This is a genomic window from Xanthomonas nasturtii, assembly GCF_001660815.1.
Taxonomy (GTDB): Bacteria; Pseudomonadota; Gammaproteobacteria; order Xanthomonadales; family Xanthomonadaceae; genus Xanthomonas; species Xanthomonas nasturtii.
The window spans coordinates 102,880-126,805 of record NZ_LYMI01000004.1 but is presented as its reverse complement, the minus strand read 5'-3'; the positions used below and the strand labels follow the sequence as shown (position 1 = coordinate 126,805).

At 65.2% G+C, this 23,926-nt stretch carries 19 protein-coding genes; 17 read left to right on the top strand and 2 right to left on the bottom strand.

Annotated elements, in window-relative coordinates:
- Nucleotides 1-225 precede the first annotated feature (225 nt).
- From A7D16_RS02385 to A7D16_RS02365, 5 genes are all read left to right on the top strand, one after another.
- Nucleotides 226-606 (top strand): RidA family protein, encoded by a 381-nt coding sequence (locus tag A7D16_RS02385; protein WP_064629461.1) that lies wholly within the window; start codon nucleotides 226-228, stop codon nucleotides 604-606.
- A 30-nt stretch (nucleotides 607-636) separates the two neighbouring features.
- Nucleotides 637-2,781, top strand: a complete 2,145-nt coding sequence (gene recG, locus A7D16_RS02380; RefSeq protein WP_064629459.1) for an ATP-dependent DNA helicase RecG — start codon at nucleotides 637-639, stop codon at nucleotides 2,779-2,781.
- Between the two features lie 138 nt (nucleotides 2,782-2,919).
- Nucleotides 2,920-3,858 (top strand): nucleoside hydrolase, encoded by a 939-nt coding sequence (locus A7D16_RS02375; RefSeq protein ID WP_064629457.1) that lies wholly within the window; start codon nucleotides 2,920-2,922, stop codon nucleotides 3,856-3,858.
- Nucleotides 3,859-3,929: 71 nt separating this feature from the next.
- Nucleotides 3,930-4,172 (top strand): type B 50S ribosomal protein L31, encoded by a 243-nt coding sequence (locus A7D16_RS02370; protein WP_064629455.1) that lies wholly within the window; start codon nucleotides 3,930-3,932, stop codon nucleotides 4,170-4,172.
- Between the two features lie 229 nt (nucleotides 4,173-4,401).
- Complete coding sequence (locus A7D16_RS02365; protein WP_024938127.1) at nucleotides 4,402-5,691, top strand: citrate synthase; 1,290 nt, start codon at nucleotides 4,402-4,404, stop codon at nucleotides 5,689-5,691.
- A gap of 267 nt (nucleotides 5,692-5,958) precedes the next feature.
- Here the strand turns inward: A7D16_RS02365 and A7D16_RS02360 are convergent, their stop codons facing one another.
- Together A7D16_RS02360 and A7D16_RS02355 are read right to left on the bottom strand one after the other, a co-directional pair.
- Nucleotides 5,959-6,609 carry a hypothetical protein gene (locus A7D16_RS02360; RefSeq protein WP_064629454.1) on the bottom strand — a complete coding sequence of 217 codons (651 nt, stop codon included), beginning with the start codon at nucleotides 6,607-6,609 and terminating at the stop codon, nucleotides 5,959-5,961.
- 205 nt (nucleotides 6,610-6,814) lie between these two features.
- A complete protein-coding gene (locus A7D16_RS02355; protein ID WP_064629452.1) occupies nucleotides 6,815-9,241 on the bottom strand; it encodes a penicillin-binding protein 1A in 2,427 nt (808 codons plus the stop codon).
- Between the two features lie 214 nt (nucleotides 9,242-9,455).
- Here A7D16_RS02355 and A7D16_RS02350 point away from each other — a divergent pair, with 214 nt between their 5' ends.
- The 12 genes from A7D16_RS02350 (at nucleotide 9,456) to A7D16_RS02295 (ending at nucleotide 23,823) form a co-directional block, all read left to right on the top strand.
- Nucleotides 9,456-10,514 (top strand): pilus assembly protein PilM, encoded by a 1,059-nt coding sequence (locus tag A7D16_RS02350; RefSeq protein ID WP_064629449.1) that lies wholly within the window; start codon nucleotides 9,456-9,458, stop codon nucleotides 10,512-10,514.
- A complete protein-coding gene (locus A7D16_RS02345) occupies nucleotides 10,514-11,278 on the top strand; it encodes a PilN domain-containing protein (protein WP_064629447.1) in 765 nt (254 codons plus the stop codon). The genes A7D16_RS02350 and A7D16_RS02345 overlap by 1 nt, the downstream gene beginning before the upstream one ends.
- A complete protein-coding gene (locus tag A7D16_RS02340) occupies nucleotides 11,275-11,940 on the top strand; it encodes a type IV pilus inner membrane component PilO (protein WP_006451354.1) in 666 nt (221 codons plus the stop codon). Before A7D16_RS02345 ends, A7D16_RS02340 begins: the two co-directional genes overlap by 4 nt.
- Nucleotides 11,937-12,470 (top strand): pilus assembly protein PilP, encoded by a 534-nt coding sequence (locus A7D16_RS02335; RefSeq protein WP_047695636.1) that lies wholly within the window; start codon nucleotides 11,937-11,939, stop codon nucleotides 12,468-12,470. Before A7D16_RS02340 ends, A7D16_RS02335 begins: the two co-directional genes overlap by 4 nt.
- Before the next feature lie 19 nt (nucleotides 12,471-12,489).
- Nucleotides 12,490-14,433, top strand: coding sequence for a type IV pilus secretin PilQ (locus A7D16_RS02330; protein WP_064629445.1), 1,944 nt, complete (start codon nucleotides 12,490-12,492; stop codon nucleotides 14,431-14,433).
- 269 nt (nucleotides 14,434-14,702) lie between these two features.
- Nucleotides 14,703-15,722, top strand: coding sequence for an AAA family ATPase (locus A7D16_RS02325; RefSeq protein WP_064629444.1), 1,020 nt, complete (start codon nucleotides 14,703-14,705; stop codon nucleotides 15,720-15,722).
- A 20-nt stretch (nucleotides 15,723-15,742) separates the two neighbouring features.
- Nucleotides 15,743-16,705: a DUF58 domain-containing protein gene (locus A7D16_RS02320; RefSeq protein ID WP_064629441.1), complete on the top strand. Its 963-nt coding sequence runs from the start codon at nucleotides 15,743-15,745 to the stop codon at nucleotides 16,703-16,705.
- A 2-nt stretch (nucleotides 16,706-16,707) separates the two neighbouring features.
- Nucleotides 16,708-17,169 (top strand): DUF4381 domain-containing protein, encoded by a 462-nt coding sequence (locus tag A7D16_RS02315; RefSeq protein WP_064629440.1) that lies wholly within the window; start codon nucleotides 16,708-16,710, stop codon nucleotides 17,167-17,169.
- A complete protein-coding gene (locus A7D16_RS02310; protein ID WP_064629438.1) occupies nucleotides 17,166-18,173 on the top strand; it encodes a vWA domain-containing protein in 1,008 nt (335 codons plus the stop codon). The genes A7D16_RS02315 and A7D16_RS02310 overlap by 4 nt, the downstream gene beginning before the upstream one ends.
- Entirely contained in the window at nucleotides 18,170-19,987 is a 1,818-nt protein-coding gene (locus A7D16_RS02305; RefSeq protein WP_064629436.1) for a VWA domain-containing protein, read from the top strand. The genes A7D16_RS02310 and A7D16_RS02305 overlap by 4 nt, the downstream gene beginning before the upstream one ends.
- Nucleotides 19,984-21,735 carry a BatD family protein gene (locus A7D16_RS02300; protein WP_064629434.1) on the top strand — a complete coding sequence of 584 codons (1,752 nt, stop codon included), beginning with the start codon at nucleotides 19,984-19,986 and terminating at the stop codon, nucleotides 21,733-21,735. Before A7D16_RS02305 ends, A7D16_RS02300 begins: the two co-directional genes overlap by 4 nt.
- Before the next feature lie 771 nt (nucleotides 21,736-22,506).
- On the top strand, nucleotides 22,507-23,823 hold the full coding sequence (locus A7D16_RS02295) for a dicarboxylate/amino acid:cation symporter (protein ID WP_095522230.1): 1,317 nt from the start codon (nucleotides 22,507-22,509) through the stop codon (nucleotides 23,821-23,823).
- Nucleotides 23,824-23,926: the final 103 nt, after the last annotated feature.

The following is a 23,926-nucleotide window of genomic DNA, read 5'->3' as shown; positions in this document are numbered from 1 at the left end:
CGGCGTTGCCGTGACGCTTGCGCATCACCGCCTCCAATTCAGCACGCTGTTGGATCGTCAACTTCGTTCTTTGCATGACACACTACCTGGGGATCATGCATCCGATTTCAATGATTCAGTGGACTAGTCCGCCAGCTACCGCCCGCGCGCAGCCATCCCCCATTCGCTCGTCAACCGCATGCGCCGATACAATGCGCGTTCGTTTTCAGTGTTGACGGAGTCGCCATGTCCCAGATCATCCATACCGACCAGGCGCCTGCCGCCATCGGCCCGTATTCGCAGGCCGTGCGTGCCGGCAACACGGTGTATTTCTCCGGTCAGATTCCGCTGGACCCGGCTACCGGCGAGATCGTGCCGGGCGACATTGGCGCGCAGGCGCGTCGCGCGTTCGACAACCTCAAGGCGGTGGCCGAAGCGGCTGGCGGCTCGCTCGACAAGATCGTGCGTCTTGGCCTGTACCTCACCGACCTTGGCCAGTTCGCTGCCGTCAACGCGGTGATGCAGGAGTATTTCAAGGCCCCGTTCCCCGCGCGTTCCACCATCGAAGTGTCCGGCCTGCCCAAGGGCGCCGGGTTTGAAGTCGATGCGGTAATGGTGATCGAGTGATCGTGCCCAACTGAGCCGATTCGATCCGTCGTGCCGCGCGCGCGTCCCGTCACCCCGGCCCTGGCCGCCGCCGGCCAGGCACCGCTGTCCAGCCTGCCCGGGGTCGGCCCGAAGGTGGCCGACAAATTCGCCGCGCGCGGCATCCTGAGCGTGCAGGACCTGTGGCTGCATCTGCCGCTGCGCTATGAAGACCGTACGCGGCTGACCACCATCGCGCAGTTGCAAGGCGGCGTGCCGGCGCAGATCGAAGGGCGCGTCGATGCGGTGGAGCGTGGCTTCCGCTTCCGGCCGGTGCTGCGCGTAGCGGTCTCGGACCAATCGCATGGCACGGTGGTGCTGCGCTTCTTCCACTTTCGCGCCGCGCAGGTGGCGCAGTTTGCCGTCGGCACGCGCGTGCGCGTGTTCGGCACGCCCAAGCCCGGCCAGCACGGCTGGGAGATCGTGCACCCCAGCTACCGCGTGCTCGCGCCGGACGAAGACGCCGGGCTGGGCGACAGCCTGGACCCGGTCTATCCGGTATTGGAGGGCGTTGGGCCGGCCACGCTGCGCAAGCTCATCGGCCAGGCGCTGGAGCGGTTGCCGCCGGAGGCCGCGCTGGAATTGCTGCCGCCGCACTGGCTGCAGGACGAGCAACTGCCATCGCTGCGCGAGGCATTGCTGACCATGCATCGCCCGCCGGTGAATACCGACCCGCAGCAGTTGCTCGCCGGCGGGCATCCGGCCCAGCAGCGCCTGGCCATCGAAGAACTGCTGGCGCATCAACTCAGCCTGCGCCGCCAGCGCATCGCGCTGCAGCGGTTTCATGCGCCGGTGTTGCCCGGCAACGGCACGTTGGTGCAGCAATTGCGCAGCGCCTTGCCGTTCCAGCTCACCGGCGCGCAACAACGCGTGTTCGAGCAGATCGCACACGACCTGGCGCAGCCCTCGCCGATGCTGCGGCTGGTGCAAGGCGATGTCGGCAGCGGCAAGACCGTGGTCGCTGCGCTGGCGGCGATGCTGGCGGTGGAGCAGGGCAAACAGGTCGCACTCGCCGCACCCACCGAACTGCTGGCCGAGCAGCACCTCACCAATCTGCGTGGCTGGCTGGAGCCGCTGGGAGTGCGCATCGTCTGGCTGGCCGGCAAGGTCACCGGCAAGGCGCGCGCTGCGGCGATGGCCGAGGTCGCCTCCGGCCAGGCACAGGTGGTGGTGGGCACGCACGCACTGATGCAGGAAGCGGTGGTCTTCCACGATCTGGCGCTGGCCATCATCGACGAACAGCACCGCTTCGGCGTGCACCAGCGCCTGGCACTGCGCGACAAGGGCGCGGCGGCGGGCAGCGTGCCGCATCAGTTGGTGATGACCGCCACGCCGATCCCGCGCACGCTGGCGATGTCCACCTATGCGGATCTGGACGTGTCAGCCATCGACGAACTGCCGCCCGGCCGCACGCCGGTGCAGACCATCGTGCTGAGCGCAGAACGCCGCCCCGATCTGGTCGAGCGCATCCGCGCCGCCTGCGCCGAAGGACGCCAGGCGTACTGGGTATGCACGCTGATCGAAGAAAGCGAGGAACCCGGCAAGGGTGCGCCAAACGGGCCACCACGTATCGAAGCGCAGGCCGCCGAAGTCACCTTCGAAGCCTTGTCGGCGCAGCTGCCCGGCGTGCGCGTCGCACTCGTGCATGGCCGCATGAAGCCGGCCGAAAAACAAAAGGCCATGCTCGATTTCAAGCAGGGCCGCAGCGATCTGCTGGTTGCCACCACCGTGATCGAAGTCGGCGTGGACGTGCCCAATGCCTCGCTGATGATCATCGAAAATGCCGAACGCCTGGGCCTGGCCCAGTTGCACCAGCTGCGCGGCCGGGTCGGGCGCGGCGCGGCCGCGTCCAGTTGCGTGCTGCTGTACCAGGGCCCGCTGTCGATGATGGCGCGCCAGCGTCTGGAAACCATGCGCCAGACCAACGACGGCTTCGTGATCGCGGAAAAGGACCTGGAATTGCGCGGCCCCGGCGAACTGCTGGGCACACGGCAGACTGGCCTTGCCAGTTTCCGCATCGCCGATCTGGCGCGTGACGCCGGCTTGCTACCGCGCGTGCAGGTGCTGGCCGAACGGCTGCTGGCCGAAGCGCCGGAAATCGCCGATCGCGTCGTCGCCCGCTGGATCGGTGGCGCGGTGCGGTATGCGGCCGCTTGAGCGGCGGGGAGTGGGGAGTCGGGATTGGGGATTCGTCAAAGCGGGGTTGCTGCGACCTGGACGTTCCTGGAATTCGCGCGGCTCGCCGATCCTTGCGAAGATGCCGCAACGAATCCCGAATGCCCGATCTCCAATCCCATGACCAAAAAGATACCGCTGCTGATCGACACCGACCCCGGCGTGGATGACGCGCTGGCGCTGCTGATGGCCTTCAACGACACCCGCCACGAGGTGGTCGGGCTGACCATCGCCGCGGGTAACGTCGGCCTGGAGCACACCGTGCGCAACGCCTTGAAGGTGTGCGAGATCGCCGGCCGCTCCGATGTACCGGTCTACGCCGGCTGCCCGCAGCCGCTGCTGCACCCTTCGGTGGATGCAGCGCACGTGCACGGGATCGACGGCTTCGGCGATGTGGGTCTGGCACCGGCCAAGCGTACTGCCGAGGCCGAACACGCCGCGCTCGCCATCCTGCGGCTGTCGCACGAGCACGCCGGCGAGCTGCTGCTGGTCGCACTGGGCCCGCTGACCAATCTTGCGCTGGCGCTCACCCTGGACCCGACCCTGCCGCAGCGTGTGGCACGGCTGGTGGTGATGGGCGGCGCGCTGACCGGGCACGGCAACATCACCGCGGCGGCCGAATTCAACATCGGCTTCGACCCGGAGGCCGCGCACATCGTGTTCCGCGGCTTCCCGCAGTTCGACGTCGCCGACTGGGAGGCCACCATCGCGCATGGCCTGTTGCACCGGGACGTGGAACAGTGGCTGGCCGCCGACACCCCCCGCGCCCGCTTCTACGAGGAAATCTCGCGCAAGACCCGGTTGTGGTCCGAAGACAGCCGCGGCGAGTACTGGTATGCCGCCGACGCGCTGGCGATGGCCTTCGCCCTGCACCCGGAAGGGGCGCAGCGGCTGGAGCAGCGCCCGGTCCACATCGAGCTGTCCGGCACGCATACCCGTGGCATGACCCTGGTGGACTGGAACCGGCAGGGTGGGGCGCCCGACAACGCCAACCTGCTGCTGGCGTACGACCGCCCGCAGTTCTATGGCCTGGTCGGGGCCGCCCTGGCCGCTGGCTAGGGCAACCTTGCGCCGGGCGAACGGAGGCCGCTATAATGCTCGGCTTATCCAGGCAGCCCGGCGCCAAGTCCATGAAAGATAACGTGCATCCCACTTACAAAGACGTCGTCTTTCACGACGTGACGTCCGACTTCAAGATCCTGACCCGTTCCACCATGGGCTCGAAAGAGACCGTGAAGTGGGAAGACGGCCAGGAATATCCGCTGATCAAGGTGGAAATTTCTTCGGCGTCGCACCCGTTCTATACCGGCAAGCACAAGGTGATCGACACCGGCGGCCGTATCGACAAGTTCCAGAAGCGCTACGCGCGCTGAACTTGCAGGACGGGCTGTACCGGCAACGGCCGCGCACTGCGCGGCCGTTGTTTTTTAGGTCGCCCGCGTTTCATGTGCGTGTCCCTGGCCAATGCATCTACGACTTCTGTCCAAGCGACGGCCAAAATGCTGCTGTGCGATAATGACGTGATCCGAGGCGACGCCTTGGACTTCCATCACGTGCCTGCCCATGTGGGATCAGGCGCCTTCCACTGAAGGAGCGTACACAGTGTCCGATCTTGATCAGGTCACGCTCAACGCCGGCGACAAGTCGGTCGTTCTGCCGGTTCTCAAGCCCACGTTGGGCAATGATTGCGTCGATATCTCAAAGCTGACCAAAGAAACCGGTCTGTTCACCTACGACTCGGGCTTTACCGCCACCGCCAGCTGCAAGTCGGCCATCACCTACATCGATGGCGACAACGGCGTGTTGTTGTATCGCGGCTACCCGATCGAACAGCTCGCCGAGAAGTCCAGCTTCCTGGAAGTGTCGTACCTGCTGATGAACGGCGAACTGCCGACGGCGGACGAATTCAAGAAGTTCGACCACGAAGTGACGCATCACACGATGATGCACGAGTCGCTGAAGAACTTCCTCGGTGGGTTCCGTCACGACGCGCACCCGATGGCCATGCTGGCCGGCTCGGTCGCCTCGCTGTCGGCGTTCTACCACGACACCCTGGACCTCAACGATCCGGAACAGCGCCGTCAGGCCGCCATCCGTCTGATCGCCAAGGTGCCCACCCTGGCGGCTGCCGCGTACCGCTATTCGATCGGCTGGCCGATCCGCTACCCGCGCAACAACCTGAACTACGTCGACCGCTTCCTGCACATGATGTTCGAAGTGCCGAGCGAGCCGCTGGAGATCAACCCGGTCGTTGCCAAGGCGTTGGATCTGCTGTTTATCCTGCACGCCGACCACGAACAGAACGCCTCCACCTCGACGGTGCGCCTGGTCGGTTCGACCGGTGCCAACCCGTACGCCTCGGTCGCAGCGGGCATCACCGCACTGTGGGGCCCGGCACACGGTGGCGCCAACGAAGCCGTGCTGAAGATGCTCGAAGAGATCGGCACCGCCGATAACGTCGAGTCGGCCGTGGCCAAGGCCAAGGACAAGAACTCCTCGTTCCGTCTGATGGGCTTCGGTCACCGCGTCTACAAGAACTTCGACCCGCGCGCCAAGATCATCCGCGAGATGACCCACAAGGTGCTGGGCGAGCTGGGCGTCAACGACCCGTTGCTTGAAGTGGCACTGAAGCTGGAAGAAGCCGCGCTGAAGGACGACTACTTCGTGCAGCGCAAGCTGTACCCGAACGTCGACTTCTATTCGGGCCTGATCTACAAGGCGCTGAATATCCCGGTGGAAATGTTCACCGTGATGTTTGCCATTGCACGCACCGCCGGCTGGGTGTCGCATTGGCTGGAGCAGCAGGTCGACCCGGAAATGAAGATCGGCCGTCCGCGCCAGATCTACACCGGCTACGACAAGCGCGACTACACCGACGCCGGCCAGCGCTAAGCGTTTGCGGTTGTCTGCTTGAACGAACGCCCCGCATTGCGGGGCGTTTGCTTTGGGATGGCTGCAGGTTGCGGTCGGTCTGCAAGCCAAGCGCGATACTGCCGCGGTGTCGGTGTCGGTGTCGGTGTCGGCGGCGCTCATCGCGTCGGATGGGTGCAGTGGAAATTACACCCCTACAAACGATCGCTCTCGTCGCGACATCCTCGCATCGAAGAGCGCGTCTCCAGCTTGCCGCATTCGCAGGCTCGGCGCCGCAATGACCGCGGCTCAGCGCGGTAGCTGCAAGACGTCGGGGCCGTCCTCGTCGGCCAACAGCTGACGCAGCTGCGCGGCCGATGCGCGTGGCATCGGTTTTTCGTCCAGTTGCGACAATGGCGCCTGCCGCAGTGCGTCGTATGGCAGCACGGTCAGGTCGAAGGTCAGCTCTTCCGCGCTGAACAGCCACACTGGAAACTCGCCGGTGCGCTCGCGATCCAGGCGCAGGCGGCGCGTGCGCGACTCGGCCGGAATGCGGTGTTCTTCCAGAAAGCGCTGCACTGCATCGGCATCGTCGCTGTGCAGCTGCAACTGCACCGGCGCGTTGGCATCGGCGGTGCCATCCAGCACCGGGCCGGTCAGTCGCGGCTGGAACGGGCGGAGAAATTCCAGCGCCCGCAGCGCGGCTTCGCGACGTTGGCGTACACGCACGCCGTGTGCAGGTCCGGCGAACAGGCGTTGGTATTCGCGCAACGCGTCTTCGATCTCGCGGTTGCGCGGCAATGAGGCGTCGTCATGAATGCCGAGCCGGCTGGCCGCCTTGAGCTTGGCTTGATGAAAATCGCGGATGCCGCCCTCGGCCATCAGGCGCGCGGCTTCGTGCGCCAGGCGATGGCGACGTTCGCGGGTTCGTGTATCGGCGTGCTCGCGTGCGTGATGCATGACCGGGCTCCCCTATGAACCTGAGCTCGACTCTACAACAGCTGCATGAAGACATGGCGAATCCAGCGCGCCGTCCTGAAGCGCGATCGAGCGCGAGCGCTACGTCGATCATGCGTGCCGTGCGCCATCACACACCCCAGAAAAAAGGGGAACCGAACAGCCGCGCCGTCACGATTCCCCAATTCCGATTCCCGACTCGCTGCCGTCAGAAAATATCGAAGGCCTTTTCGTCCTGCTGTTCCTGCAGGCCGTAGTCGTAATCCTGCAAGCGGTCCAGATCTTCGTTCTTGACCCATTCGACCGCGCCGTTGATGGTTGCCTGGGTCATGCCATCGGGCGGGTCGTTGGCGGCGATCGGCTTGTCCTTGAGCGCCACGCGCATGTAGTCGATCCAGATCGGCAGCGCCGCCTTGCCGCCGTACTCGCGATAGCCGAGCGAGCGGAAATCGTCGCGGCCCACCCATACGGTAGTGGCGTAGGGGCCGCCGAAGCCGGAGAACCAGGCATCGCGGTGGTCGTTGGTGGAGCCGGTCTTGCCGCCGACGTCCTCGCGGCCGAGCACCTTGGCCGCGGTACCGGTGCCGCGCTGGACCACGTCGCGCATCATCGACACCAGCTGGTAGGCGGTGCGTTCGTCGATGGCGCGCGGTGCGATCTTGGTTTCGGCAGTGGCTGCCGGGGCGGTCTCCGCCGGCGTGGCCGGCGTCGCGGTGGTCGGTTCGATCGATTTGGGCAGGGCGGGGGCGCCGAAGTTGAAGCCATCCACCACCTGGCTCACCGGCGCGACATTGCCGCCCTGCAAGGCGCAGGTACGGCAGGCCACCGCCGGCACTTCCTTGAAGACCACATTGCCGTCGCGGTCCTTGACCTCGTCCACGATCCAGGTCTCCACCCGCGAGCCGCCATTGGCGAACACGGCGTAGCCACGCGCCACCGACAGTGGCGTCAGTGAGGCGGTGCCCAGCGACATCGACAGGTTGGGCGGCAACTCGGCTTCCTGGAAACCGAACTGACTGATGTATTTGCGTGCAAAATCGACGCTGATCGCGTCCAGCAGGCGCACCGACACCAGGTTGCGCGACTGCACCAGCGCCTCGCGCAGGCGCATCGGGCCGCGGAAGCCGCCGCCGTCGTTCTGCGGCGACCAGGTCTTGCCACGGCGGTCGCGGAAGACCACCGGCGCATCCAGCACGATCGAGGCCGGGTTGAAGCCTTTCTCGAAGGCGGCCGCATACACGAACGGCTTGAAGCTCGAGCCCGGCTGGCGCCGCGCCTGGGTGGCGCGATTGAACTTGTTGCCGGCAAAGCTGAAACCGCCGACCAGCGCACGCAGCGCACCGCTGTTGGCATCCAGCGACACCAGCGCGGCCTGGCCGCGCGGCAGCTGGTCGATGATCCATTCGCCTTCCTTTTCGCCGGCGCGGATACGGGTCAGGTCGCCGCGCGTCAGCAACTTGGCCGGCGTCTTGTTGGTCCAGCGGCTGGCGCTGGCCGGCAGGGTCAGCTCGGTCTTGTCGCTCTGCACGACGGTCACCCCGCCATCGGGATTGGTACGCGCCACGATCACCGCACGCAGGCCGCCCTGGGTAAATGCACCCGACAAATGCTTGGCCAGTGCCGGCGCATCCGCATCGGCGGCGACATCGAAATGCTGCTCCACGCCGTGCCAGCCATGGCGGTGGTCGTACAGGCGCAGACCTTCGGCCACGGCCGCATCGGCGCCGGTCTGCAGGGTGGCATCGATGGTGGTGGTGACGTGATAGCCCTTGTTGAGTACATCGCCGCCATACTTGGCGATCATTTCCTGGCGCACCAGCTCGGCCACGTAAGGCGCGTACACCTCGACCGGCGGCTCGTGCGGCTTGGCATGCATCGGCACCGCCTTGGCGTCGTCGGACTCGGCCTGGGTCACAAAGCCCAGGTCGGCCATGCGCTGCAGCACGTAGTAGTCGCGGCGTTCGCGTGCGCGCTCGGGGTTGCTGATCGGATTGCCGCTGGACGGGAACTTGGGGATGCCGGCCAGCGAGGCCATCTCGTCCAGGCTCAACTCGCTCATCTTCTTGCCGTAGTAGTACTCGGCGGCGGCACCGACGCCGTAGGCGCGGTTACCGAAGAAGCTCTTGTTGAGATACAGCTCGAAGATCTCGTCCTTGCTCAGCTCACTCTCGATCTTGCGCGCCAGCAGGATCTCGGCGAGCTTGCGGGTGTAGCTGTACTCGGAGCTGAGGAAGAACTGCCGCGCCACCTGCTGGGTGATGGTCGAGCCGCCCGGCACGCGCTTGGCGTCGGTACTGGCCAGCAGCCACACCGCACGGGCGATGCCCTTGTAGTCCACGCCCCCGTGCTGGTAGAAGCGGGCGTCCTCGGTGGCCAGAAATGCCTGCTTCAGGCGCAGCGGCACGTCCTTCATCTGGATCGGGTAGCGCCGGGTCTCGCCATAGACGGCCATCAGGCGGCCATCGCTGGAATAGACGTACATCGGCTCCTGCAGTTCTACCTGCTTGAGCGACTGCACGTCCGGCAACTTCGAGGAAATGGCGTAATACAGGCCGCCGGCAGCAATAGCGCCAAGCAGTGCGAGCACAACGAGCGTGGCCAGGATCCAGCCCAGCCAACGGCGAATACGGGGCATGTAAGAGAGATTCCGATTGCAGATTTCTTGGTCACAGAGTATAGATGACGCCGAGTTTGGCTGGGGCCGAACTCTGGGGATCGCAGAAGACAGCACTGGGGTCACGTCGCCGGGTCATTGCCTGGCGCGTGAAGGGCTTGTCAACTGTTAAAATTTGATTATTAATACGAGGGCGCAGACATGCGTCCAAGTGCCCGTCGGCAGGGGAGTTACCGTGGGGCTTTTACCCAAGAGTCAGTCGCCACTGATTGGTGTCGACATTAGTTCTACTGCCGTGAAGCTCTTGCAGCTGTCGCGCAGCGGGAACCGTTTCCGCGTGGAACATTACGCAGTAGAACCGTTGCCGCCGAATGCGGTCGTGGAAAAGACCATCGTTGAAGTGGAGGCGGTGGGCGAAGCGATTCGTCGCGCCATCAACCGGTCCGGCAGCAAGGCCAAGAACGCGGCTGCGGCCGTGGCAGGGTCTGCGGTGATCACCAAGTTGATCCCGATGCCTGCCGATCTGGACGACAGCGATCTGGAGGCCCAGGTCGAACTTGAAGCCACCAATTACATCCCGTACCCCATCGAGGAAGTGAATCTCGATTTCGAGGTGCTCGGTCCGATGCCCAACAGCCCGGACATGGTGCAGGTGCTGCTGGCGGCCTCGCGCTCGGAGAATGTGGAACTGCGCCAGTCGGCGCTGGAACTCGGTGGTCTGACCGCCAAGGTGATGGACGTGGAGGCCTTCGCGGTCGAAAACGCCTTTGCCCTGGTTGCCAGCGAACTGCCGGTGGCCGCTGACGCAGTGGTGGCGCTGGTGGATATCGGCGCCACCATGACCACGCTGAGCGTGCTGCGTTCCGGTCGTAGCCTGTACAGCCGCGAACAGGTGTTCGGCGGCAAGCAGCTCACCGACGAAGTGATGCGTCGCTATGGCCTGACCTACGAAGAAGCCGGCCTGGCCAAGCGCCAGGGCGGGTTGCCGGAGAGCTACGAGGTCGAAGTGCTGGAGCCGTTCAAGGAAGCCACGGTGCAGCAGATCAGCCGTTTGCTGCAGTTCTTCTATGCGGGCAGCGAATTCAATCGCGTCGACTGCATCGTGCTGGCCGGCGGTTGCGCCGCGCTCTCGCGCCTGCCGGAGATGGTGGAAGAGCAGCTGGGCGTGACCACCGTGGTCGCCAACCCGCTCGCGCAGATGACGCTGGGCCCGAAGGTTCAGGCCCATGCGCTGGCACTGGATGCGCCTGCATTGATGATCGCCACCGGCCTGGCCCTGAGGAGCTTTGACTGATGGCAAGAATCAATCTATTGCCCTGGCGCGCCGAGCGCCGGAAGGCGCGCGAGCGTGAGTTCTATTCGATGCTCGGCTTCGCCGCGCTCGGTGGCGTGCTGTTGTCGGCGCTGATCTGGTTCTACTACGACGGGCAGATCAGCGGCCAGACCGAGCGCAATGCGTTCCTGACCACCGAGATCGATAAGGTCAAGGCGCAGAACGAAGAGATCAAGGAACTCGACAAGAAGAAGGATCGCCTGCTTGCGCGCAAGAAGGTGATCGAGGAGCTGCAGGCCAACCGCTCGCAGATGGTGCACCTGTTCGATTCGCTGGTGCGCACCATTCCCGATGGCGTGGCGCTGACCAACATCAAGCAGGATGGCGACATCCTGACGCTGGAAGGCCGCTCGCAATCCAATGCGCGCGTCAGTGCCTACATGCGCAACCTGGAAGGCTCGGGCTGGATGACCAATCCGGACCTGTCGATCATCGAGGCCAAGAGCCAGGACAAGGCCGGGCAGCCTGCCACCTCGTCGATGGACACCAAGACGCTGCCATACGTATTCACGCTGAAGGTCAAGCTGGCCAATCCGAACGAGGCCGACAAGAACGGCACCGCGCCCGCGGTGGTGGATCCGGCTGCGCCGGGTGCCGCTGCACCGGGCGCAACGCCGGCTGCTACCACGCCTGCTGCGCCTGCAACGCCGCCGAGCGCACCTGCGGCAGCACCGCAGCCAGCGCCGGCGCCCGCCAATCGGCCGCAGCAGGGGGCAGCGTCATGAGCAAGAAATCCTTCAAGCTCAGCGATCTGGATTTCAACAACATCGGCGGCTGGCCGCAGCAGGCACGCATCGTGTTCTGCGTGGTGGTTGGTCTGTTCATTCTGGTGCTGGCCTGGTTCCTGTTGATCAGCGGCAAGCGCGATGAACTCGAAGGCCTGGAAGGCACCGAAACGCAGCTGCGCACCGAGTTCGAGACCCAGCAGGGGCGCGCGGTGAATCTGGAGCCGCTCAAGCAGCAGCTCGCGCAGATGGAACAGGTGCTGCAGCAGATGTTGCGTCAGCTGCCCAGCAAGACCGAAATGCCGGATCTGATCATCGACATCTCGCAGACCGCGCTGTCCAGCGGCCTGTCCAACGAGCTGTTCCAGCCGGGACCGGAATCGCCCAAGGAGTTCTACGCCGAGAAGCCGATCGCCCTGCGCATGGTGGGCAGCTACCACCAGTTCGGCGCCTTCGTCAGCGGTGTGGCATCGCTGCCGCGCGTGGTGATCCTGACCATGCACGACATCAACCTCAAGCCCAAGGATCCCAAGGCCGGCATCACCCCGCGCGGTGCGCTGGAGCTGTCCGGCACGGTCAAGACCTATCGTTATCTGGACGATGAGGAAATGGCCGAGCAGGAGAAGGCTGCGGCCGACGCTGCGAAGAAGGGCGGCCAATGACCATGAAACTGCTCAAGATCCTGTCCTGCGTGGCGCTAATTGCAGTATTGCCGGCGTGCACGCGCGGTGTGACCAGCACCCCGGGCGATGCGCCGAATCTGGAAGCCTGGGTGGCCGAGGTGCGCGCGCGTCCTGCGCCGCCGCTGGAGCCGTTGCCGGTGATGCAGCAGTTCGAGACGTTCGAATATGCCGCGCAGGTGATGCGCGACCCGTTCAGCGATGCCTGGGTCACTGCCGAAGGTGGCAATGGCACACGTCCGGATCCGAACCGGCGCAAGGAACCGTTGGAAGCCTTTCCGCTCGACGCGCTCGACATGGTGGGGACCATTGGCGGCGGCTCGGGCCTGATCGCGCTGGTGATGGCGCCTGACAAGGTGACCTACCGGGTGCGGCCGGGTGTGTATCTGGGACAGAGCGATGGCCGGGTGACCGGGGTCTACGAAGACCGCATCGAGCTGATTGAACTTGTGCCGGACGGTGCGGGTGGATGGCTTGAACGGCCGGCAGCACTCGCATTGGATGATCAATAAAGTGATAGGGGATAGCACGATGACGTTTTCCAATGCCCAGCGGCTGCGTCCGGTTCGACGCCACGCGATCTTCCAGGCCTGCGCGTTGGGGTTCGCGCTGGCCCTGGCGAGCGGCGGCGCGTTCGCTGCGGCGGCGCTGACTCAGCCTGCGCAGGACCCGGCCAAGGTCGCTCCGGCGAGCCTGGCGGTGTCCAAGATCGATTTCAAACGCGGCCAAGACGGCGCTGGCCGTCTGATCCTGCAGTTCGACGGCCAGGGCGCGAGCCCGGACCTGCGCACGCAGGGCGACAACGTGGTGGTGGACATCAGCAACGCCAGGCTGCCGGCCGAGCTGCAACGCCCGCTCAATGTCACCGATTTCGCAACGCCGGTGCAGCGCGTGGAAGTGAAGCCGTCCGGCTCCGGTTCGCAGCTGGTGCTGTCGACCAAGGGCGCCTTCGACTCGCTGGCCTACCAGACCGGCAACGAATACGTGGTGGAAATCACCCCGCGCAAGGGCCAGCCGGCCGTTGGCGGCGTGAGTGCTGCAGCGGTCACGCAGGCCGCCGCGCAGATTGCGGCGCGCGGCTACGCCGGCCGCCCGGTGACGTTCAACTTCCAGGACGTGCCGGTGCGCACCGTGCTGCAGCTGATCGCCGAGGAATCCAACCTCAACATCGTCGCCTCCGACACCGTGCAGGGCAACGTCACGCTGCGCCTGATGAATGTGCCGTGGGACCAGGCGCTGGACATCGTGCTGCGTGCCAAGGGTCTGGACAAGCGCCGCGACGGCGGCGTGGTGTGGGTCGCCCCGCAACCGGAGCTGGCCAAGTTCGAGCAGGATAAAGAAGACGCGCGTATCGCGATCGAGAATCGCGAAGATCTGATCACCGATTACGTGCAGATCAATTACCACAATGCGGCGGTGATCTTTAAAGCGCTGACCGAGGCCAAGGGGATCGGCGGTGGTGGTGGTGGCGGTCAGGGCGGACAAGGTGGTGCCGGTCAGCAAGATAATGGCTTTTTGTCACCACGCGGACGTTTGGTTGCTGATGAACGCACCAACACTTTGATGATCAGCGATATTCCCAAGAAGGTCGCGCAGATGCGCGAGCTGATCTCGCATATCGATCGCCCGGTGGATCAGGTGCTGATCGAGAGCCGGATCGTGATTGCCACCGACACGTTTGCGCGGGATCTGGGTGCGCGGTTTGGTATCACCGGTGCGACTGGTCGAGGGATTTTGAGCGGTTCGCTAGAAAGTAACGTCAACTACCTCAATACTTCTGCGCAAGCCGGCCTGGAGCGCGCTAATGGCGGCACACAAACTACGTTGCCGGCGCATCTGTTTCCGTCCGGGCTGAACGTCGATCTTGGAGCGGGCGGCTTCACGAACAGTGGTGCAGCAGGTCTTGCATACACCCTATTGGGTTCCCACTTCAACCTGGATATCGAGCTGTCGGCGATGCAGGAAGAAGGTCGCGGCGAAGTCGTTTCCAACCCACGCATCGTGACCGCCAACCAACGTGAGGGTGTGATCAAGCAGGGACGTGAAATCGGCTATGTGACGATCAGCGGCGCGGGCGTTGCAGGCGGCGGTTCGCAAGCTAATGTGCAATTCAAGGAAGTTCTGCTTGAACTGAAGGTCACGCCGACGATTACGAACGACAATCGCGTCTTTCTTAACATGAATGTTAAAAAGGATGAGGTCGCGCGGTTTATCGACCTGCCGCAGTACGGCACCGTGCCGGAAATCAACCGTCGGGAAGTCAATACGGCAGTGTTGGTGGGTGATGGGGAGACCGTCGTGATCGGCGGCGTTTACGAATTCACGGACCGTGAGAGCGTGTCGAAGGTACCGTTCCTGGGCGACATCCCGTTCTTGGGTAATCTGTTCAAGAAGCGTGGGCGCAGTAAGGAAAAGGCTGAATTGTTGGTCTTCGTTACCCCGAAAGTGTTGCGGGTGGCGAGCGCAGCGCGGTAAGCGCGACGTTTGAAGAAGAGGCCGCGACAGCGGCCTTCTTCTTTTAAGGAGCAATGTAGGCGGCGCGCTTCTAGGGGCGCTTTCAAACCTCGTGTGTGTCAGGTGACATACTCGCCTCGCCTTCTTCGAAGATGTCTGCCTGCGCTGTCCATCGAACCGAATCGTTGTTGGTGTGAGGCTGGCAGAGTGGAGCATGAACCCGGTCACTCACTGAACCTCTAGCCATCGCCAAGTGAACCAATCGCGTCCGGATCGGTCACACTGGACCTATGAACGCACCGCCACTGCTACCCCCCGAAGCCGTTGCCGCGCCCGCCGAGGACCGGCTGCATCGTCAATTCACCTCGCTGCGCGAGTCGCTGGCGCAGCGCATCGTTGGGCAGTCGGCATTAGTCGAACGGCTGCTGATCGCCTTGCTGGCCGATGGTCATCTGCTGGTGGAGGGCGCGCCGGGCTTGGCCAAGACCACCGCGATCCGCGCGCTGGCCTCGCGGCTGGAAGCAGATTTCGCGCGGGTGCAGTTCACCCCGGATCTGTTGCCGGCCGACTTGACCGGTACCGAGATTTGGCGGCCGCAGGACAGCCGTTTCGAGTTCATGCCCGGGCCGATCTTCCACCCGATTCTGCTGGCCGACGAGATCAATCGCGCACCGGCCAAGGTGCAGTCGGCGTTGCTGGAAGCGATGGGCGAACGGCAAGTGACTGTGGGTCGTCATACCTATGCGCTGCCGCAGTTGTTCCTGGTGATGGCAACGCAGAACCCGATCGAGCAGGAGGGTACGTTCCCGTTGCCCGAAGCGCAGCTGGATCGCTTTCTGATGCATGTGCGCATCGGCTATCCGCAGGCCGACGCCGAGGCGGAAATCCTGCGTCTGGCACGTGAGGCTGCCCGCGACACGCTGGAAAAGCACGAGACCGTGCCCGACAAGATTCCGCTGGAAGATGTCTTTGCCGCACGGCGCGTGGTGCTGGACGTGCATCTGGCGCCGCAGCTGGAACGCTATCTGATCGAAATCGTGCTCGCCTCGCGCGACGCCCAGCGTTACGACCCCGCCTTGGCGCGGCGGATTGCCTGGGGCGCAAGCCCGCGCGGTTCGATCGCGCTGGAGCGTTGTGCGCGTGCGCGTGCGTGGCTTGCCGGGCGCGACTACGTGACCCCGGACGATATTCGCGCCATTGCCCCGGACGTGCTGCGGCACCGCGTGCTGCCCAGCTACGAGGCCACGGCCGAAGGCTGGGATGGCGAACGCCTGGTTGCTGCATTGCTCGAAAAGATTCCGCTGCCCTGATCGGGTAGCGTCGCTGAGGTATGCCGCCCTCCCGCCAGACACCGATGTCTTCGATGCCGTTCTCGCCCCCTTCCACCACGCCGTCGCCTGTTGCCGGCGATGGTCTGCGCCCGACGCTTGCAGAGTTGATTGCGTTGCGCGGCACCGCGGCTCATCGCGGCCAACCCGGGCGCGGTCGGCATGGGTTGGTGGGGCCGGTGCCTGCGGCCACGCGCGGGCGCGGCATGGAATACGCCGAGTCGCGTGAGTACGTGGCCGGCGACGATGCACGGCATATCGACTGGCGCGTGACTGCACGTACCGGACGTGCGCACACAAAGTTGTTTCAGGCCGAGCGCGAGCGCTTGAGTCTGATCGTGGCCGACACCTCGCCTGCGCTCTTCTTCGGCACGCGGGTGCGCTACAAGTCGGTACAGGCGGCGCGCGTCGGCGCAGTGGCGGCATGGCTGGCGCAGCGCCAGGGCGACCGGATTGCGGCATTGCGCGGCACCGCCAGCGAGGCGCCGATTGCGCCGCGTTCCGGCCAGCGTGGCGTGTTGCCGGTGCTGGATGCATTTGCGCGTTGGTACGCGCAACCGCCCTCCGGCGATGCCGGGTTGGATGTGGCGCTGGATCATGCAGCGCGCCTGTTGCGCCCCGGCGCACGACTGACCGTGCTGGCCGATGCGCGCAGTGCCGATGGAATTTCTGCCACGCGCTGGTCGGGGCTGGCCTTGCATCACGAGGTGGTGGTGATCGTGCTGGTGGATCCACTGGAGCTGGCCCCGCCTGCGCGTGCACTGACCTTCGATGTGCGCGGCGAGCGGGTCGCCATCGATCTCTCCAGCCAGGCCGGACGCGCGCGCTGGCATGCCGAATTCGTCGCGCCGCTGGAGCGGCTGAGCACGCTGCTGCAGGCGCGTGGCGTGCGTTTGCACCGATTGTCGACCGACGATGCCAGCGATGCCTGGTTGGGCGGCAGCCCCGTCGTGCAGAGGCGCTGACGATGACGCCGCAATCGCTGCCGCTGCGTGATGTCCATCTGCCGTCGTCGCCGTCGTGGTGGCCGCTGGCGCCTGGCTGGTGGCTGGTGATCGCGGTCATTGTGCTGGTGCTGGGCAGCGCGTGGGTCTGGTGGTGGCGACGCCGTCAGCGGCAGCACCGTTGGCTGGCTGCCTTCGATGCGCAATTGCAAAGTGCCGCCACGCCCGCGCAGCGTCTTGCGGCGGTGTCGATGCTGCTGCGGCGTGCGGCGCGCCGCGTCGATCCACAGGCCGACCGTTTGCAGGGCGATGCCTGGTTGCAGTTTCTGGATGGCCGCAAGAGCAAGGACCAGCTGTTTTCGCAGGGCCCTGGCCGTGCCGTGCTGGAAGGCGGCTTTCAACGCACCCCTGCAGTGAGCGATCTGCCTGCGGTGGAAGCGCTGGCGCGGCAGCGCTTCGTAGCGCTGATGCGGGGCCGGCGATGAACTGGCTGCAATGGTCGCAATGGCAGGACGCGCTGGCCCACTGCGCCTGGCCGTGGGCGTGGTGGTTGATGCCGTTGCCGTTGCTGATGTGGTTTTGGCCGCAACCTCGTGCCAATGCGGCCGCGCTACGCGTGCCGTATGCGGAGCAGCTGCAGGCGGTGGCGCAAGCGAAAAGCATGCCGGCGCTGCGGATGCCGCGGTGGCTGGCGTGGCTGGGCTGGTTCCTGTTGTGTGCGGCGCTTGCACGCCCGCAGCAGCTGGGCGAGGTGATCCAGCCACCGCGCGAGGCGCGCCAGATGATGCTGGCGGTGGATCTTTCGGGGAGCATGAGCGAGCCGGACATGGTGCTCGGCGGCAAGGTGGTGGATCGACTGACCGCTGCCAAAGCAGTGCTGTCGGATTTCCTGGATCGGCGCGATGGCGATCGCGTCGGCCTGCTGGTGTTCGGTCAACGCGCCTACGCGCTGACACCATTGACCGCCGATCTGACCTCCGTGCGCGATCAACTGGCCGATAGCGTGGTGGGCCTGGCCGGGCGCGAAACCGCGATTGGCGATGCGATCGCATTGTCGGTCAAGCGTCTGCGCGAACAAAAGCAGGGCCAACGCGTGGTGGTGTTGCTCACCGATGGCGTCAACACTGCCGGCGTGCTCAATCCGTTGAAAGCCGCCGAACTCGCCAAGGCCGAAGGCGTGCGCGTGCATACCATCGCGTTCGGCGGCAGCGGCGGCTATTCCTTGTTCGGCGTGCCGATTCCGGCCGGTGGCAACGACGATATCGATGAAGACGGGCTGCGCAAGATTGCCCAGCAGACCGGTGGGCGCTTCTTCCGCGCCCGCGATACCGAAGAACTGGCCGGCATCTATGCCGAGCTGGATCGGCTGGAACCGGTCAAGGGGCTTGGCCCGTCGGTGCAACCGCGCGTGGAGCGTTATTACTGGCCCTTGGGCGCGGCAATCGCGATTGCGTTGCTGGCCTATGTGCTGCCGCGGAGGTGGCGATGAATGCGCTGACCGAAGTGGCAGTGTCGCTGCAGTCGCTGCATTTGCTGCGCCCGACGCTGTTGTGGGCGTTGCTGGCGATCGTGCCGGCGGCGGCGCTGTGGCACTGGCGCCGACGCGATGCCGATGTCTGGCGGCAAAGCGTGGATGCGCACCTGCTGTCGACATTGCTGGTCTCCGGTGGTCGGCGCGGATGGCTGGGATTCGTGCTGGCCGCGCTGACCTACGCGCTGGCCGTGGTCGCCATGAGCGGGCCGAGTTGGCGCCAGACCGAGCGCCCGGTGTATCAATTCAGCATGCCGCTGGTGGTGGTGCTGGATCTGTCGTCCAGTGCCAACGCGACCGACCTGCCGCCATCGCGCCTGCTGCAGGCCCGTGCCAAGCTGGCGACGCTGCTGCGCAAACGTGCCGGTGGCGAAGTTGCATTGCTGGTCTATGCGGGTGAGAGCTTCACGGTTGCGCCATTGACAGAAGACAGCGCCAATGTGGCCTTGTTTCTGGATGCGCTGTCGCCGTCGGTCATGCCGGTCGACGGCAAGCGCGCGGACCGGGCCATCGATGCAGCCGTCCAGCTGCTGCAGCAAGCCGGTTTCAAGCAGGGCGAGATCCTGCTGGTCAGCGATAGTGCCGATCGTTCCGCCGAAAGCGCCGCACGGGTGGCGCGTTCGCGCGGATTCGCTGTCTCTGCGCTGGGCGTGGGCGGCGAGCGCGGCGCCGCGTATCGCACGGCCAGCGGCGAGATCATGCAGGCGAAGCTCGACGAAAGCAGCCTGCGCGACCTGGCCGGGCAGGGCGGTGGCCGGTATGCGCGCATCGCACCGGACGATGCGGATCTGCGCGCCTTGGGTGTGCTCGACCCGTCGCAACAGCCGCTGGCAGATGAAACCGCCGAGTCCGATGGTGGCAAGACCTGGCTCGACGAAGGCTATTGGCTGGTGATGCCGGTGATGCTGTTGGCTCTGCTGGCGTTTCGACGCCGCGCGGTGGTGGCGGTGCTGGCAATGGTCTGCGTGCTGCCGCTGGCGCAGCCCGCGCGCGCTGCGGAAGGCACCTTGTGGCAACGTGCCGACCAGGTGCAGCAACAGCGCCTGGATGCCGGCGTGCAGGCGTACCGCAAGGGCGATTTTGCGGCGGCGCAGAAGGCATTCGAAGCGGTGCCAACCGATGAGGGGCTGTACAACCTCGGCAACGCGCTGGCGCGACAAGGCCAATACGACGCGGCGATCGCAGCCTACGACCGTGCGCTCAAGCAACATCCGAATCAGCAAGACGCCATCGCCAACCGCGCGGCGGTCGATGCGGCGCGCAAGCGTCAGCAGCAGAACAATAAGGACGGCAAAGGCCAGTCCAAGGATCAGAAACAACCCGGCCAGGATGGGAAGGGGCAACAGCAATCGGGCCAGAATCAACAAGACAAGCAATCCGGCCAGGATGGGCAGAAGCCGCAGGACGGCAAGCAGCAGCCCTCCGACGCGCAGACGCCGCAGGACGGCAAGTCGCAGGATGCGCAATCCAAAAACGGGCAAGGCGAGCAGAGCAAGCAGAGCTCGCCACCGCAGTCTGCCGACGCCAAGGCGCAGCAGCAGGCCGATGAGGCGCAGCGTCGCAAGATGCAACAGGCCATGGCGCAGGCGGGCGACAAGCAGACGGGCCAAGGCGGCGAGCAGGAGGCCGCCGCCGCAAGCGAGACGCCGGAACAGCGCGAGCAACGCCAGGCGGTGGATGCGTGGCTGCGGCGGGTGCCGGACGATCCGGGCAGCCTGCTACGCACCAAATTCAGGCTGGAATACGAACGCAGGCAACGGGACGGACGATGATCGGCAGACACCATTTGCGTCGCGCGGCGATCGGCATGCTGGCCAGCATGATGCTGTTGGTTGGCGCACCAGCCGGTGCGGTCACACGCGCGTGGCTTGATCGCGATAGCGCCAGTGCTGGCGACGTGGTGATGTTGAACATCGAAACCGACCAACGCGGCGTCGATCCGGATTACACGCCGCTGCGCACCGATTTTTCGGTGGGCGCCAAGAGCGCCAATCAGCAGATGCAGGTGACCAACGGTTCGGTGACGGTGCGTGCCTTGTTCGGTGTGGTGCTGACGCCGCGCAAGAGTGGTGAACTGATCGTGCCGGCGATACGGGTGGGCAATGAGCGCACCGAACCCCTGCGCCTGCAGGTGGTTGGGGCGGCGAACGATGCCGCCAGCAATTCCAGCGGCGCTGCCGGCGGGCCGAGTGCGGCGCAGGGCAATGAAGAGGCTTTCGTCGAAACCCGGGTGGACGACCCCCAGCCTTACGTGCAGCAGAGCGTGGGCGTGGTGGTGCGGTTGTACTTCGCCAATCAGCTGGCATCGGGCGAGCTGGATCTTGAGGCTCCCGATGGTGCATCGATGCAGCGCGTCGGCGATGACGTCAGCTCGGTCAAGGTACTCAACGGACGCCAGTACAACGTGGTGGAGCGGCGCTATCTGTTGGTGCCCGAACGTAGTGGGCGTCTGCTGCTGCCGCCGGCCCGTTTCAATGGGCGTTCGGTTGGCGGGTTCTTCGACGATTACTTCGGTCGCGGCAACGGAGAGCTGAGTGCGCGCAGCGCCAGCATTCCGCTGCAGGTACGCGCGCAGCCGGCCAACGCACCACAGCCCTGGCTGCCGCTGCGCAGCCTGCAGTTGCGCTACACGACCACGCCGCAGCGGGCCACCGCCGGTGAGGCGGCGCAACTCGTGGTGGAAGCCAGTGCGCGCGGTGCCACGCAGGCGCAGTTCCCCGAATTGCCCACGCCAAGCGTGCCAGACGCACAGGTGTTCGCCGAGCCGGCGCAGTTCGAGGAACGCTTCGTGGACGGCTCGCCGCAACTGCGGTTGACCCGGCGCTATTCGATCGTGCCCAACCGCGCCGGTCCCTTGGTAGTCCCCGGTCTGCAGGTGGCGTGGTGGGATGTGGCCGCAGCGGCGGCCAAGACTGCGACGTTGCCGGATCTGACGTTGGATGTTGCAGCCGGCAGCGGGGCCTTTGCCGCGCCACCGCCAGCACCTGCGCCAACGGGTCGTCCGGCAATCAACGACGCGGCGCCTGCGCCAACAGCCGGTACGCTGACGTTGCAGCAGCAGTCCGCTGCTATGCAACGGCCGTGGGGATGGATTGCCGCGGCGACCGGCTTCGCACTGTTGTGGGTAGTGACGTTGGTATGGGCGTTGCGACGTCGGCGCGGCATGCCAAACAGTGTTGACGGCACAAGCGTTGGCGCCACGCCCATGCCCGGCAAGCGTGCAACCCATGGCGTGGCCGAGCTGCGCCGCGCGCTGGACACCGGCGGAATGGACGATGTGGCAGTCGTGCTCTGTGGCATGGCCGGTGTTGCCGATATCGACGCGGTGTTGGCGGCGTTGGCAGACCCGGCGCAGCGGGCAGCCGTGGCGCGCATGCAACGCGCGCGCTGGGGCGGCGACGGCGATGTGGCCGGCGCGCGCGCAGCCTTGCGGGAAGCGTTCGCCAAGGGCCCCCGCTGGCAACATGCAAGCGCAGCAGAACCCGAAGTGCTGGCGCCGCTGTATCCGCCGGTGTCTTGATCGGCTGCGATGAATCGACGTCGATCGATGGCGACGATGGTTATCACCTTTACGTCGCAGTGGTTTTTTGAGCTCCATGCGCCTGGTTTGAAAACCGTGTCGCCGAGAAAAAAGTTACTGCTGCGAGTCTGCTGCATGGCCCTTGCCCGCCCACCATCGCAGGACACGCCGTGAATCCGTCCCTGGAGGCTCTGGCGCGGCATCCATGCCGCTCAAGGTCCCGCGACGGTGGGCGGGCAAGGACCAGTCGGGATGGTCGGTGTGCATGGTTTTCAACGAGCAACCGGCAAGCCGCGACGCGCTCCTCGCTCTTCACAAAACCACCAGCCAACTATCTGGTGCGGTGTCCTCGCTGATTGCGGGACCGTTGGCGGCATGGATGCCGCCACCGAGCCCCATGGACGGGTTGACGGCGTGTCCCACGAGCGGTGAGGGCACCGCGCACTCGACGTCTTTGCGTTTGCTGCAAGGCCCTTGCCAGCCCACCATCGCAGGACACGCTGCAAGTACGTCCATGTAAGCTCCGTGGCGGCATCCATGCCGCCAAGGGTCCCGCGACGGTGAGCGGGCAAGGACCAGGGGAGTTGGTCGGTGCGCAACGTGTTCAACAAGCACCCAGTAGTTGTCTGGCGCGGCGCCCTCATGACTGAGAGGCGCACCTGCTGAGAGGGGCACCTACCCGTAGCAGGCGCGCAAGTGCACCCGGGTAGGTGGCCGCATCCATGGCGTTTGTTAAGCTCCGGTCTTTGTGTCCAGAACAAGGCCGACCAGATGACTGCATCCCCAGCCGCGCGCCGCCCGGGCCTGCCCCTGCATTGGAAGATGGGGATTGGCTTCGCCGTTGGCCTGTTGTTGGGTCTGGCCGTTTATTACCTGGCCGGCAGTGATGCCGAGTGGGTGGGCTTGGCCACCAAGTACGTGACCACGCCGTTCTCGCAGATCTTCCTCAATCTGATCTTCATGCTGATCGTGCCGCTGCTGTTTTCGGCGCTGGTGATGGGCATTTCCGAGATGGGCGACATCCGTGCGCTGGGCCGCGTGGGGTGGCGCACGCTGGGCTATACCGTGGTGCTGTCCGGCGTGGCGGTGTTGCTGGGCCTGGTGCTGGTCAATGTGCTCAAGCCCGGTGCCGGCGTGGACCCGCAGCTGGCCAATCAGCTGATCCAGGAAAACGCTGAGCGCACCCGCGAGATCATCTCCAGCTCCGGCACCCAGCCGCAGGGGATGGACATGCTGCTGTCGATCGTGCCCAACAACGTGATTGCCGCCGCGTCCAGCAATGGTGCGATCCTGTCGCTGATGTTCTTTGCGGTGATGTTCGGCGTGGGCATGGTGCTGACCGCCGATGAAAAGGTCGCCACGCTCAGGCGCGGCATCGAAGGCATCTTCGAAATTTCCATGACCTTGATCGGGCTGGTGATCCGCCTGGCGCCGTATGCGGTGGCCTGCTTCATGTTCAACCTGGCGGCGTTGTTTGGCTTTGATTTGTTGATCCGGCTGGGCGCCTACGTGGGCGTGGTGGTACTGGCGCTGGGCCTGCACATGGTGGTCAGCTACGGGTTGGCTGTGAAGTTTGCCGGGCGCTCGCCGCTGGGCTTCTTCAAGCAGACCCAGCAGGCAACCATGATGGCGTTCTCCACTGCGTCCAGTAACGCGACCCTGCCGACCGCGCTGCGCGTGGCCGACGAGATGGGCCTGCCGCCACGCGTTTCACGCTTCGTGCTGACCGTGGGTGCCACCGCCAACCAGAACGGCACCGCGCTGTTCGAGGGCGTGACGGTGATCTTCCTGGCGCAGTTCTTCAACGTGGACCTGAGTATCGGCCAGCAGTTCATGGTGATGCTGGTGTGCATCCTGGGCGGTATCGGCACCGCGGGCGTGCCGTCCGGCTCGCTACCGGTGGTGGCGCTGATCTGCGCCATGGTCGGGGTCAACCCGGTGGGTATCGGCATGATCCTGGGCGTCAATCACTTCCTGGACATGTGCCGCACGGCGTTGAACGTGACCGGGGATCTGGCGCTGACGACCTTGGTGGCCAAAGGGGAGCCGGGACCGGGGACCGGGGACCCGGGACCCGCGAATGCCTAAGCAGTGCGATGAGCGGCCGACGGCATCCGTATCTGAAATGTCTTGGCAGGGCCGAGAATCCAGGGATTGCCGTAACGCGTGTTGACATCCGCTAAATAGAGAC

What these genes read in the sequence shown, in the direction of transcription:
- A7D16_RS02385 (WP_064629461.1), top strand. Translation starts at nt 226, where the DNA reads ATGTCCCAGATCATCCATACCGACCAGGCGCCTGCCGCCATCGGCCCG.
- A7D16_RS02375 (WP_064629457.1), top strand. Translation starts at nt 2,920, where the DNA reads ATGACCAAAAAGATACCGCTGCTGATCGACACCGACCCCGGCGTGGAT.
- A7D16_RS02370 (WP_064629455.1), top strand. Translation starts at nt 3,930, where the DNA reads ATGAAAGATAACGTGCATCCCACTTACAAAGACGTCGTCTTTCACGAC.
- A7D16_RS02360 (WP_064629454.1), bottom strand. Translation starts at nt 6,609, where the DNA reads ATGCATCACGCACGCGAGCACGCCGATACACGAACCCGCGAACGTCGC.
- A7D16_RS02355 (WP_064629452.1), bottom strand. Translation starts at nt 9,241, where the DNA reads ATGCCCCGTATTCGCCGTTGGCTGGGCTGGATCCTGGCCACGCTCGTT.
- A7D16_RS02345 (WP_064629447.1), top strand. Translation starts at nt 10,514, where the DNA reads ATGGCAAGAATCAATCTATTGCCCTGGCGCGCCGAGCGCCGGAAGGCG.
- A7D16_RS02340 (WP_006451354.1), top strand. Translation starts at nt 11,275, where the DNA reads ATGAGCAAGAAATCCTTCAAGCTCAGCGATCTGGATTTCAACAACATC.
- A7D16_RS02335 (WP_047695636.1), top strand. Translation starts at nt 11,937, where the DNA reads ATGACCATGAAACTGCTCAAGATCCTGTCCTGCGTGGCGCTAATTGCA.
- A7D16_RS02330 (WP_064629445.1), top strand. Translation starts at nt 12,490, where the DNA reads ATGACGTTTTCCAATGCCCAGCGGCTGCGTCCGGTTCGACGCCACGCG.
- A7D16_RS02325 (WP_064629444.1), top strand. Translation starts at nt 14,703, where the DNA reads ATGAACGCACCGCCACTGCTACCCCCCGAAGCCGTTGCCGCGCCCGCC.
- A7D16_RS02320 (WP_064629441.1), top strand. Translation starts at nt 15,743, where the DNA reads ATGCCGCCCTCCCGCCAGACACCGATGTCTTCGATGCCGTTCTCGCCC.
- A7D16_RS02315 (WP_064629440.1), top strand. Translation starts at nt 16,708, where the DNA reads ATGACGCCGCAATCGCTGCCGCTGCGTGATGTCCATCTGCCGTCGTCG.
- A7D16_RS02310 (WP_064629438.1), top strand. Translation starts at nt 17,166, where the DNA reads ATGAACTGGCTGCAATGGTCGCAATGGCAGGACGCGCTGGCCCACTGC.
- A7D16_RS02305 (WP_064629436.1), top strand. Translation starts at nt 18,170, where the DNA reads ATGAATGCGCTGACCGAAGTGGCAGTGTCGCTGCAGTCGCTGCATTTG.
- A7D16_RS02300 (WP_064629434.1), top strand. Translation starts at nt 19,984, where the DNA reads ATGATCGGCAGACACCATTTGCGTCGCGCGGCGATCGGCATGCTGGCC.
- A7D16_RS02295 (WP_095522230.1), top strand. Translation starts at nt 22,507, where the DNA reads ATGACTGCATCCCCAGCCGCGCGCCGCCCGGGCCTGCCCCTGCATTGG.